Annotated in this window: 9 protein-coding genes and 1 tRNA gene; 3 read left to right on the top strand and 7 right to left on the bottom strand. The window is 66.6% G+C overall.

All coding sequences use genetic code 11. The features are described 5' to 3' along the window. Window positions 1-83: 83 nt before the first annotated feature. The 3 genes from H7K34_RS10645 to H7K34_RS10635 form a co-directional block, all read right to left on the bottom strand. Window positions 84-251, bottom strand: a complete 168-nt coding sequence (locus tag H7K34_RS10645; RefSeq protein WP_264061861.1) for a hypothetical protein — start codon at window positions 249-251, stop codon at window positions 84-86. A 128-nt stretch (window positions 252-379) separates the two neighbouring features. Next, window positions 380-455: transfer RNA gene (locus H7K34_RS10640), tRNA-Thr, on the bottom strand. A gap of 55 nt (window positions 456-510) precedes the next feature. Then, window positions 511-1,728: a DNA polymerase III subunit delta' gene (locus H7K34_RS10635; protein WP_264061860.1), complete on the bottom strand. Its 1,218-nt coding sequence runs from the start codon at window positions 1,726-1,728 to the stop codon at window positions 511-513. A 154-nt stretch (window positions 1,729-1,882) separates the two neighbouring features. On the opposite strand from H7K34_RS10635, the gene H7K34_RS10630 reads away from it, so the two are divergent. After that, window positions 1,883-3,499 carry an adenylate/guanylate cyclase domain-containing protein gene (locus H7K34_RS10630; protein ID WP_264061859.1) on the top strand — a complete coding sequence of 539 codons (1,617 nt, stop codon included), beginning with the start codon at window positions 1,883-1,885 and terminating at the stop codon, window positions 3,497-3,499. Between the two features lie 11 nt (window positions 3,500-3,510). Here the strand turns inward: H7K34_RS10630 and topA are convergent, their stop codons facing one another. The 3 genes from topA to cspA all read right to left on the bottom strand — a co-directional run bounded on the left by topA (window position 3,511) and on the right by cspA (window position 7,533). Beyond that, the gene (gene topA / locus H7K34_RS10625) at window positions 3,511-6,300 is read right to left on the bottom strand and encodes a type I DNA topoisomerase (protein ID WP_264061858.1); all 2,790 of its coding nucleotides are present in this window, start codon (window positions 6,298-6,300) and stop codon (window positions 3,511-3,513) included. Window positions 6,301-6,572: 272 nt separating this feature from the next. Then, the gene (locus tag H7K34_RS10620) at window positions 6,573-7,163 is read right to left on the bottom strand and encodes a hypothetical protein (protein WP_264061857.1); all 591 of its coding nucleotides are present in this window, start codon (window positions 7,161-7,163) and stop codon (window positions 6,573-6,575) included. A 166-nt stretch (window positions 7,164-7,329) separates the two neighbouring features. Beyond that, window positions 7,330-7,533: a cold shock protein CspA gene (gene cspA, locus H7K34_RS10615; protein WP_090607448.1), complete on the bottom strand. Its 204-nt coding sequence runs from the start codon at window positions 7,531-7,533 to the stop codon at window positions 7,330-7,332. Window positions 7,534-7,781: 248 nt separating this feature from the next. Between cspA and H7K34_RS10610 the strand changes: the two genes are divergently transcribed. Both H7K34_RS10610 and H7K34_RS10605 read left to right on the top strand, forming a co-directional pair. Then, window positions 7,782-10,097 (top strand): DEAD/DEAH box helicase, encoded by a 2,316-nt coding sequence (locus H7K34_RS10610; protein ID WP_264061856.1) that lies wholly within the window; start codon window positions 7,782-7,784, stop codon window positions 10,095-10,097. 300 nt (window positions 10,098-10,397) lie between these two features. Then, complete coding sequence (locus tag H7K34_RS10605) at window positions 10,398-11,435, top strand: PAS domain-containing protein (RefSeq protein WP_264061855.1); 1,038 nt, start codon at window positions 10,398-10,400, stop codon at window positions 11,433-11,435. Here the strand turns inward: H7K34_RS10605 and H7K34_RS10600 are convergent, their stop codons facing one another. Continuing rightward, entirely contained in the window at window positions 11,436-11,732 is a 297-nt protein-coding gene (locus H7K34_RS10600) for an Rv3654c family TadE-like protein (RefSeq protein ID WP_276059524.1), read from the bottom strand. Window positions 11,733-11,749 lie beyond the last annotated feature (17 nt).

Here is an 11,749-nt window from a genome sequence, read left to right as displayed (position 1 = left end):
CTCGGCGCCGAACGTGACGGTGCAGTCACGCACGGGCTCGAACGTGACTGTGGCGTCACGTTCGACGAAATCGTGGCGAGTCTTCAGAAGCCGTGCCGCATCCCGCGGTAGGTCCACCAGGCGGTGGCCATGATCGCGATCGTCAGTGCGAGAGCCAACAGAACTAAAGCGTCTCCAAAGGCCAGCAACATGATGATTCCCGCCAAGATCCAAACTGCCTCACCGATCGGGCAGTGGGATTCCTGCCGCATGTCAGCCTCACTCGAAGTGGTAGTCACCCGTTGATGTGACAACTAACCGCTGTAACGCGGCAGCGATGGGAAGGCTGCCCGATCCGGGGCCGCGGTGACTCAACTCACTGTGGAATCCACTGGTTCGATGGAGCCGCCTGGGGGAATCGAACCCCCGACCTATTCATTACGAGTGAATCGCTCTACCGACTGAGCTAAGGCGGCGCACCCTCTAGCTGGGCGGCACGAGTCTACGGCAGGCGGGCTGGCCCGCCCAATTTCAATCCCGCAGTTCCTGCCCGATGGTGGCCACCATCGCGTCGACGGCGAACTTGGGCTTGACGTTGACCGCCAGCGCTTCGCGACACTGAAGCACGGCCTCGATGCAGCGCAGCAGGCGCTCGGGCGCGGCATGAGCGGCCAGCGCTGCCACCCGCTCGGCCATATCGGGATGGTTGGCCCGCACCCCGCCCGCATGCGCCGAAACCACCAGCGCGTCCCGGAAGTAGGTGGCCAGGTCGATCAGCGCCCGGTCCAGCGCATCGCGCGATGCCCTGGTCTGGCGCGACTTCTGCCGTCGCTCAAGGTCCTTGAACGCGCCCGTGGCGCCGCGCATCGCCCCGGCGGTGCCCTTACCGGTGCCGCCGGCCCCTAGCGCCGTCCGCAGCTCTTCGGTCTCGGCCTCGGCACGGTCAGCGGTCAATACGACCGCCTCGGTTTCGGCCGCCGCCACCAATTCTTCAGCGGCCGCATAAGTGCGCGCCGGAGTTGCGGCATCGCGCACCAGCCCCAGCGCCCGCTCTCGTCGCTCCCGGGCCTCCGGGTCGGTCGCGAGCCGGCGCGCCCGCCCCACGTGACCGCCGCTGACCGACGCCGCCCAGCTCGCCGTGTCGGCGCTCAGTCCGTCGCTATCGATCAGCACCTGAGCGATCGACTCGGTCGACGGGGTCACCAGTGCGACGTGCCGGCAGCGGGACCGCAGCGTGACCGCGATGTCCTCGGGATCGACCGACGGCGCACACAGCAGGAACACCGTCGACGGCGGCGGTTCCTCGACCACCTTCAGCAGCGCGTTGGCCGCACCTTCGGTCAGCCGATCGGCGTCCTCGACCACCACGATCTGGCGGTACCCGGTGGTCGGGCGCCGCGACGCGATCTGCACGATGCCGCGCATCTCATCGACGCCGATGGACAGGCCCTCGGGGATCACCCGCCGGACGTCGGCGTGGGTGCCGGCCATCGTCGTCGTGCAGGCCCGGCACTGCCCGCAGCCAGGGCCCCCGTCTTCCGAAGAAGAGGTGCACTGCAGCGCGGCCGCAAAGCACAGCGCCGCGATCGAGCGCCCCGAACCCGGCGGGCCGGTAATGAGCCACGCGTGTGTCATAGTCCCGCGGTCCCCGTTGCTGTGATCGGGATCACCGTGGGCGGCGCGGGCGGCGGCGAGCAGCTCGGCCTCCACCGCTTCTTGGCCTACCAGCCGCGTAAACACTCCGGACATCACTGGCAACACTAGTGAGACGGACCGACCTCTACCGACTGGCAACCGTATCGCGACAATTCCGTGATCTTTGCGGCATTTCGCCAGGATCCGATGACTTGCCGAAGCATTTACGGGTTACCGGGTAGTCCCTGCCGACCGATACGGTGTGTTGGTGGCAACACCGGGTGCTCTGCCCGGGCGAATCGGCGCGTTCGTCCGGTGGGTAGTGCGCACCCCGTGGCCGCTGTTCTCGCTGAGCATGCTGCAGGCCGACATCATCGGCGCCCTGTTCGTGCTCGGGTTCCTGCGCTATGGGCTCCCCCCCGCCGACCGTATTCAGCTGCAGGATCTGCCAACGCTGAACCTGACGATCTTCGCCAGCTCGTTGGTCGTCCTGTTCCTCGTCGGCGTCGTGGTCAACCTCAAACTGCTGATGCCGGTTTTCCGTTGGCAGCGCCGCGACAACATGCTCGCCGAGGCCGATCCGGCGGCCACCGAACTCGCCCGTAGCCGCGCGCTACGCATGCCGTACTACCGCACCCTGAGCACCGTTGTGTATTGGTGCATCGGTGGTGTGGTGTTCATCGTGGCCAGCTGGTCGGTGGCCAGGTTCGCAGCACCGGTCGTCACGGTGGCGACCGCATTGGGAGCGGCGGCCACCGCGATCATCGGCTATCTGCAATCCGAACGAGTATTGCGGCCGGTGGCGGTCGCGGCATTGCGCAGCGGGGTGCCGGAGAACGTCAAGGCGCCCGGTGTCATCCTGCGCCAGATCCTGACCTGGATGCTGTCCACCGCAGTGCCGCTGCTGGCGATCGTGCTGGCCGTGGTGGCCGACAAGGCCTCGCTACTGCACGCCGCACCGGAGAGCCTGTTCAACCCCATCCTGTTGCTGGCCTTGACGGCGCTGGGCGTCGGGTTGATCAGCACCCTGCTAGTGGCGATGTCGATCGCCGATCCGCTCCGCCAGCTGCGCTGGGCACTCTCGGAGGTGCAGCGCGGTAACTACAACGCGCACATGCAGATCTACGACGCCAGCGAGCTGGGTCTGCTGCAGGCCGGATTCAACGACATGGTGCGCGACCTGTCCGAGCGGCAGCGGCTGCGCGACCTGTTCGGTCGCTACGTCGGCGAAGACGTGGCCCGCCGGGCGATCGAGCGCGGCACCGAGCTTGGCGGCCAGGAGCGCGACGTCGCGGTGCTGTTCGTCGACCTGGTCGGCTCGACCCAGCTGGCCGCGACGCGACCGCCCGCCGAGGTGGTCCACCTGCTCAACGAGTTCTTCCGGGTGGTGGTCGACACCGTCGGCCGCCACGGCGGCTTCGTCAACAAGTTCCAGGGCGATGCCGCGCTGGCTATCTTCGGCGCACCCATCGAGCACCCGGACGCCGCCGGGGGCGCACTGGCCGCCGCCCGTGAGTTGCACGACGAACTCCTGCCGGTGATCGGTGTGGCCGAGTTCGGCATCGGGGTGTCGTCCGGCCGGGCCATCGCGGGCCACATCGGCGCGCTGGCTCGCTTCGAGTACACCGTGATCGGCGACCCGGTCAACGAGGCGGCGCGACTGACCGAGCTGGCCAAACTGGAAGCCGGCCACGTACTGGCGTCGGCGATCGCGGTCAGCGGCGCGCTGGACGCCGAGGCGTTGTGCTGGGATGTCGGCGAGGTGGTCGAGCTACGCGGTCGCGCCGCACCCACTCAGCTGGCCCGGCCACTGAATCTGGCTGTCCCCCCGGCAGTTTCGGCCCCACAGCCCATCGTCGAAGAAGTGTCCAGCGAAATCATGTGATCGCGCGGGCGCTAACTGCGCTTGGCGGCCTTTTTCGCCGGAGCTTTGCGCGCGGCCTTCTTCGCCGGCCGCTTCACCGGACCTCGGGCCCGACGGTCGGCGAGCAGCTCGGAGACGCGCTCGTCGGTGATCGACGCCACGTCGTCGCCCTTACGCAGGCTGGCATTGGTCTCGCCGTCGGTGACATACGGACCAAATCGACCGTCCTTCACCACCATTGGCTTACCCGACGCCGGATCATTACCCAGCTCGCGCAACGGCGGGGCGGAAGCACTTTGCCTGCCACGACGTTTCGGCTCGGCGTAGATCTTCAGCGCCTCGTCGAGCGTGATCGTGAACATCTGCTCCTCGGTCGCAAGCGAACGAGAATCGGTGCCGCGCTTCAGGTATGGGCCATAGCGCCCGTTCTGTGCGGTGATCTCCTCGTTCGACGCAGGATCGACACCGACCACCCGGGGCAGTGACAGCAGTCTCAATGCGTCTTCGAGCGTGACGGTCTGCAGATCCATGGTGCGCAGCAGCGAGCCGGTGCGGGGCTTGGGGCCGGTGGGCTTCTTGCCCTTCTTCGCCGGGGCCGCATCACCGTCCTCCGGGGGCGGCTCCGGCAAGACCTCGGTCACATACGGTCCGTAACGACCGTCCCTGGCCAGGATTTCGTGGCCGGTCTCGGGATCGGTGCCCAGCGAGCGACCCTCCTGCGGTGTGGCGAAAAGCTCCTCTGCTACCTCGAGCGTCAGCTCGTCAGGAGTCAGCGAGTCGTTGAGGTTGGCGCGCTGAGGCTTTGACTCACCGTCGTCGCCGGCGATCGTGCGCTCCAGGTACGGCCCGTTCTTGCCTACCCGGACATAGACCGGCCGACCCTGCGCATCGTCAAACAGCTTGATGGAGTTGACTTCTCGGGCATCGATGCCCTCGAGGTTGACCCCGACGAGCTTTTTGAGTCCACCGGCGCGTGCCACTGAGTCCTGCACGCCGTGGTCGCCACCGAAGTAGAACTTGTTGAGCCAGTTGGTGCGTTGCTCGCTGCCCGAGGCGATCGCGTCGAGCTCGTCTTCCATCGCCGCGGTGAAGTCGTAGTCGACGAGCCGGCCGAAATATTGCTCGAGCAGACCGGTGACGGCGAACGCCACCCACGAGGGCACCAGCGCGCTGCCCTTCCTGTGCACGTAGCCGCGGTCCTGGATCGTCTTGATCGTCGGTGTATACGTCGACGGGCGGCCGATACCCAGCTCCTCGAGGGTCTTTATCAAAGACGCCTCGGTATAGCGGGCCGGCGGGTTGGTGGAATGACCGTCGGGGGTGAGCTCGAGGGCGGCCAGCCGCTGCCCCTCGGTTAGCTGTGGCAGCCGCCGCTCGGCGTCGTCGGCCTCGCCGCCGGCCAACTCGTCCACCGTTTCCACATAGGCCTTGAGAAAGCCGGCGAAAGTGATGGTGCGGCCGCTGGCCGAGAACACCACCTGCTGGTCGTTCGATGCACCGGCGATCCGCAAGCTCAGCGTGGTCCCGCGCGCGTCGGCCATCTGCGAGGCCACCGTGCGCTGCCAGATCAGCTCGTAGAGGCGGAACTCGTCGCCGTCGAGTTCACGGCGCACCGCATCCGGCGTCGCAAAGGTCTCACCCGCCGGGCGGATCGCCTCGTGGGCCTCCTGGGCGTTTTTGACCTTCCGGGTGTACTGACGCGGCGACGGGGACACGTATTCGTCCCCGTAGAGCTGACTGGCCTGAGTGCGCGCCGCGCTGATCGCCGACTGAGACAGCGTCGTCGAGTCGGTACGCATATAGGTGATGTAGCCGTTTTCGTAGAGGCGCTGGGCAATGCTCATCGTCCGCTCGGACGAGAAACGCAGCTTGCGGCCGGCCTCCTGCTGCAGCGTCGACGTCATGAACGGCGCGTAGGGCCGCCGGGTGTAGGGCTTCTCCTCGACCGAGGCCACCGACAGCTGTGCGCCGCGCAATCCGGTGGCGAGCTCGGTGGCCCGCGCCTCGTTGAGCACCACGACTTCGTCGGCCTTGCGCAGCGTGCCCAGCGAGTCGAAATCACGGCCGGTGGCGACCCGCAATCCGTCGACGGAGGTCAGGCGGGCGGTGAAGGTGGGTGGCTGCGCGTTCGCGTCGGACACGCTGGCGTCCAGCTGGGCGACGATGTCCCAGTAGGACGCGCTGCGGAAAGCCATCCGGTCCCGCTCACGCTGCACGATGATGCGGGTGGCCACGGACTGCACCCGGCCCGCCGACAGCCGGGGCGCGACCTTTTTCCACAGCACCGGACTGACTTCGTAGCCGTACAGCCGGTCCAGGATGCGACGGGTTTCCTGCGCGTCGACCAGGTCGATGTCGAGGTCGCGGGGGTTTTGGGCGGCCTCGAGGATGGCTGGCTCGGTGATCTCGTGGAACACCATCCGCTTGACCGGAATGCGCGGCTTCAGCGTTTCCATCAAGTGCCAGGCGATGGCCTCGCCCTCGCGGTCACCATCAGTGGCGAGGTAGAGCTCGTCGACGTCCTTGAGTAGGCCCTTGAGCTCGGTGACCGTGCTCTTCTTCTCAGGGCTGATGATGTAGAGCGGTTCGAAGTCGGCGTCGACGTTCACTCCGAGCCGGGCCCAGGGCTCCGACTTGAACTTGGCAGGCACGTCGGCGGCGGCTCTCGGCAGGTCGCGGATGTGTCCTCGCGACGACTCGACGATGTAGGTGGAGCCCAGGTAACCCGCAAGTTTGCGCGCTTTCGTCGGCGACTCGACAATGACAAGTCGCCTCCGGCTGCCATTGCCGCTGTTGTCGCGGTCTAATGTCGGGTCAGCCACCTGCGCTTACGCTCCATCTCTCTCTCGGCCTCCGTTCGAGACCGCCCTGCAGGAAGAATGACAGGCGGACGTCCGAAATTCCGCTGAAATTCAGATACGCCGACGTTCCTTCCCCTTCAGGCACCTGACAATTTCGCACCCATAGGCGGGCCGACGCAAACCGACTCTCCGAAAACGCAGGTCCTAGCGACGACGGAACACGATTGGCGGGTGCAGCGCCGCGCGCCGGGGAATCCTGGATCCGGTCCGCTCGCATATCCCGGGTCGCACGGCTAAACCTGCGGCCACAACGCCAACGCTTCGGCGCCGTCGGGGTGTTCCCCCACGTTCTCTACCAGCCGCGATAGCCTGCGACGGCCGCTGATCCGCAACGCCGGGCGGCCGCCGCGGGTACCGATCAGGGTGGGCGCGATCCCGACCCGCATCAGGGCCGACGCCAGCGGCGAATGGGTGTCGGGAGCGTGTGGATCCAAACCCAGTTGGTAGTGATCGCCTTCCGGCGTGCCGGCCACGATGGTCCACGCCCGCAGCTCGCGCGGCCCGGGCAGCCAGCGCGGTGGCACCGTCTTAACCGCGCCGCGGGTCCATTCGGCGGCGATCGCGGTCAACGACGGGTCGATCGCCGTGCGCACCAAGGGAGTTTCCTCGTCCGTACTGCCGATCTCGGGGACCAAGCCGGCCTCGTCGATCATGTCGGCCAGCGCCGAGGCGCGCCAAAGCTGATCCACGACCACCGAAAGCCGGGCACCACGGGCCTGCCCGCGACCCACCGTTACGATCTGGCCAGCAGCCGCCAGCACTCCACACAGATCGGCGACCGCGGGCGGCACCGCTTCCGCCGTGAAGAAGGAAAGCTGGCTCACCACACCGACAGTAAGCCAGGTCGTCCATCCCCGCTTCCAGGCATTCGGCGCGCCGGGTCAGCCACACCCGGGTGGCGGTGGCGCACCCGTGAATAGATAGTGAAAACCCCCCGGCAGAACCCGCTAAGCGGATTGCACGGGGGGTTTTCGTCAGAATCTGCTCGAATTAAGCGGAGCGGACTCCGGTGGCCTGGGGGCCCTTAGGGCTGTGGCCGATCTCAAACTCGACCTGCTGATTTTCTTCGAGGGTGCGGAAGCCCGAACCCTGGATCTCCGTGTAGTGGACAAAAACGTCCGCGGAACCATCTTCAGGGGCGATGAAGCCGAACCCCTTCTCCGCGTTGAACCACTTCACAGTTCCCTTCGGCATTTCTCGATCTTTCCTTTTCTTCAAGGTTCGGTGCACCGCGTTTGGGCGCACCGGGCCCGTTGTCACCGCCATACCTCACGGAGTAGTCGGAACTTCACCCGACCGTTAACCTCGCAGGAACCGCGGGTCGCAACGTCGATCCTGCGAAGTTTTGACACGAACACAGAAGCTACGACCGCAAACAGTCAATCATGTTCGTCGCGTCGGCGACAGACTTGTGTTCCTGATGGATTCTGGGAGGGTGCGACGTGGCGAGTTTCGGCAGCGGCCTGCTGGCCGTCGCGCTCGCCGGCAGCGCACCGGACGAGCATCCGCTGCGCCACGTCGCGGAGCTGCCGGCGCGCGCCGGGCGGCTCCATATTTGGCCGGAATGGGCCGAACCCGACGTCATTGCGGCCTTGACCGACCGCGGTATCAGCGCACCGTGGTCACACCAGGCGCGGGCCGCCGAATTGGCTCACGCCGGCCGTCATGTCGTGGTCAGCACCGGTACCGCCTCGGGCAAGTCGCTGGCATATCAACTGCCCGTTCTCAATGCGCTGGCGACCGATCCGTTGGCCCGGGTGCTGTACCTGTCGCCGACGAAAGCCCTCGGTCACGACCAGTTACGCACCGCGCACACGCTGACGTCGGCTATCCCGCGCCTGGCCAACGTCGCGCCAACGGCCTATGACGGCGACAGCCCCGCCGAGGTCCGCCGCTTCGCGCGCGAGCGTTCCCGATGGCTGTTTTCCAACCCCGACATGATCCATTTATCCATTTTGCGAAATCATCCGCGCTGGGCGGTCTTACTGCGCGGCCTGCGCTATGTGATCGTCGACGAATGTCATTACTACCGCGGCGTCTTCGGCTCGAACGTGGCGATGGTGCTGCGCCGCCTGTTGCGTCTGTGCGCGCGCTATTCGACCGCGCCGACGGTGATTTTCGCCAGCGCGACGACGGATTCGCCAGGTACGACGGCCGCCGAACTGATCGGCCTGCCAGTTGAAGAGGTCACCGAAGACGGCTCCCCGCAAGGTGCTCGCACCGTGGCGCTATGGGAACCGGCCCTGCGCACCGACATCACCGGCGAGCATGGCGCCCCGGTGCGACGCTCCGCCGGCGCCGAGGCGGCGCGGGTGATGGCCGATCTGGTCGCCGAGGGGGCCCAGACCCTGACCTTCGTTCGTTCGCGGCGCGCGGCCGAATTGACCGCGCTGGGCGCCCAAGCGCGACTGGACGACGTTGCCGAGGGGCTGTCGCAGACGGTGGCGTCATACCGGGCCGGTTATCTCGCCGAGGACCGCAATGCGCTGGAACGCGCGCTGGCAGAGGGCCGCTTGCGGGGCTTGGCCACCACCAACGCGCTGGAGTTGGGAGTCGACATCGCGGGGCTGGATGCGGTGGTGCTCGCCGGGTTTCCCGGGACGGTTGCGTCGTTCTGGCAGCAAGCCGGCCGGTCGGGCCGGCGCGGACAGGGCGCGCTGGTGGTGCTGATCGCCCGCGACGATCCGCTGGACACCTATCTGGTGCACAACCCCGCGGCGCTGCTGGACAGGCCGGTCGAGCGGGTGGTGATCGATCCCGCCAATCCCTACCTCCTCGGCCCGCAACTGCTGTGCGCTGCAACAGAATTGCCCCTCAAGGAGGAGGAGGTCCGGGAGCTCGGCGCGACGCGCGTGGCCGACGGGCTGGTCGACGACGGGCTGCTGCGGCGGCGGGACGGCAAGTACTTTCCGGTGCCCGGTCTAGAACCGCATGGCGCGGTGGACATCCGAGGCACTGCGGGCGGCCAGATCGTCATCGTGGAGGCAGATACGGGACGACTGCTGGGCAGCACCGGGACCGGTCAGGCGCCCGCCTCGGTCCACCCGGGGGCGGTATATCTGCACCAGGGCGACAGTTACGTGGTCGATTCGCTGGATTTCGAGAGCGGAATGGCCTTCGTACACGCCGAGGATCCCGGCTATGCGACGTTCGCCCGCGAAATCACCGACATCAACGTCACCGGCAGCGGCGAGCAATCGACTTTCGGTCCGGTCACCCTGGGCGTGGTGCCGGTCCGGGTCACACACCAGGTCGTCGGGTACCTGCGTAGGCGACTGTCCGGGGAGGTGATCGATTTCATCGAGCTGGACATGCCCGAACACGTCCTCGACACCACTGCGGTCGTGTACACGATTACTCCGGAGGCGTTGGCGCGCAACGGGATCGACGCAACTCGGATTCTTGGCTCGTTGCACGCCGCCGAACACGCGGCCATTGGACTGCTGCCGTTGGTGGCCAGCTGCGACCGCGGTGACATTGGCGGGATGTCCACCGCGCTGGGCCCGCTGGGTGAGCCCAGCGTCTTCGTCTATGACGGGTATCCGGGCGGGGCAGGATTCGCTGAACGCGGCTTCCGGAAGGCTCGCACTTGGTTGAGTGCCACGGCCGCGGCCATCGAGGCATGCGAATGTCCGATGGGCTGTCCGTCGTGTGTGCAGTCCCCAAAGTGTGGCAATGGCAACGACCCGTTGGATAAAGCGGGAGCGGTGCAGGTGCTGCGACTAGTACTTGCGGAGTTACCGGAAAGATCGCGCTGAGCAACCCGATAGACGGCGACCGACCCCTCGACGGTCGACCTCCACGGAAGTGCATACAACAACCGCCGAATGCGTCTCCTCTTTACTAAAGAAACGCCAGCATGTTGTCTCAAAGCGCGACCAACGGCCGGAGCAGAAAACCTACCAAGGCTGAGATCTCGAATGCAAACTTATCAGTAACTTAGCGGCGCCGAAGCCGAATCGCCGTTATCCGAGCTGGCGACATCGCGGGATTTGCTGGAGCGCTGACAGCACGCCCGCACAACCACGAATCCGCGTCGGCGCCCTAAAATCGACTGCATGGCCCACGACTGGTTGCTCGTGGAGACACTGGGGGACGAGCCCGCCGTGGTATCTCAGGGGCGGCAACTCAAGAACCTTGTCCCCATCACGACCTTCCTCCGCCGCAGTCCCCATCTTGCCGCGGTCCGGACCGCGATCGCCGAGTCGATGCGCACCGGCCAGAGCCTGACCAGCATCACTCCCAAGCGTGATCGCGTGATTCGCACCGAACCGGTGGTGATGTCCGACGGCTGTATCCACGGCGTGCATGTGTGGACCGGCCCTGCCGACATCGATCCGCCCGAGCGGCCGATTGCGGGCCCACTGAAGTGGGACCTCACCCTTGGGGTGGCCACCGACACCCGGGAGTCGCTGGCCATTAGCGGCAAGAATCCCGAAGTCGAAGTCACCTTTGGCCGAGCGTTTGCCGAAGATCTCCCTTCACGTGAGCTCAATCCGAACGAAACCAAAGTCCTTGCCATGGCGGTCAAGGCGGAGCCCGGCCAAACAATCTGCAGCACTTGGGATCTCACTGACTGGCAGGGAAATCCTATCCGGATTGGTTTCATTGGCCGCAGCGGGCTCGAGCCCGGGCCGGACGGCAGAGACCACCTCGTCGCACGGGCGATGAACTGGCGCGCCGAACTCAAGGGGCCGGTGGTCTCCACTGATGACCTGGCCCTGCGAATCCTCGACGGGCTGCGTCAGGCCGGAGTGCACCGGGCGCTCGTCGACCTGAACAACTGGACCCTGTTGAAATGGCTCGACGAGCCTTGCACCTTCTACGACTGGCGGGGCTCCGATAAGGACAGGCCGAAGGTCCATCCCGAGGACGTGCCCCAGATGTCAGCCATGACCAAGGAATTCGGCAAGGGAACGACCAGCCGCGTGCTGCGGATGCGTGGCATCGACGGCAATTGGGTGCCCGTGCACGTGACGGCCAATCGAGTGGAACTCGAGCCGGACACCTTCGTCGGTCTGGTCTCGCTGCGATTGCCCAGTGACGAGGAGCTCGCCGGCGCCGGCCTGCCAAGTGAGCCGGACGACAACGGCTGATCACGCCGCGTCGACCGGCCCGGCCCGCGCGGCGGCCTGGGCCACACCGGCGAACGGCACCGCCACGTGAACGATGACGACGACGTCGAGATCGTCCACCCGGCAGACGACGTCGTCGACCCGCATCGCGCGGGCTACCACACTCGCCCGGACGCAGGCCGCCCCCGTTCCAGCAGGCAGCCGCGCCGCGGCAGCCAACGCGGCCAGATCGGCAGCCGCTTGAGCACGATGGCGTGCCACCACCACCGAACCGAGGTATGCCCCGGCGCCCGTGACGCACAGCAGCACCGCGAGCATCGCCACCGCCAGCACGG

Origin of the sequence: Mycobacterium montefiorense, assembly GCF_025823255.1 — a bacterium.
Classification (GTDB): domain Bacteria; phylum Actinomycetota; class Actinomycetes; order Mycobacteriales; family Mycobacteriaceae; genus Mycobacterium; species Mycobacterium montefiorense.
This window is presented reverse-complemented; position numbering and strand designations above follow the sequence as displayed.

Coding starts and splice junctions, on each gene's coding strand:
- H7K34_RS10645 (WP_264061861.1), bottom strand. CDS start 251: ATGCGGCAGGAATCCCACTGCCCGATCGGTGAGGCAGTTTGGATCTTG.
- H7K34_RS10635 (WP_264061860.1), bottom strand. CDS start 1,728: ATGTCCGGAGTGTTTACGCGGCTGGTAGGCCAAGAAGCGGTGGAGGCC.
- cspA (WP_090607448.1), bottom strand. CDS start 7,533: ATGCCGAAGGGAACTGTGAAGTGGTTCAACGCGGAGAAGGGGTTCGGC.
- H7K34_RS10605 (WP_264061855.1), top strand. CDS start 10,398: ATGGCCCACGACTGGTTGCTCGTGGAGACACTGGGGGACGAGCCCGCC.
- H7K34_RS10600 (WP_276059524.1), bottom strand. CDS start 11,732: ATGCTCGCGGTGCTGCTGTGCGTCACGGGCGCCGGGGCATACCTCGGT.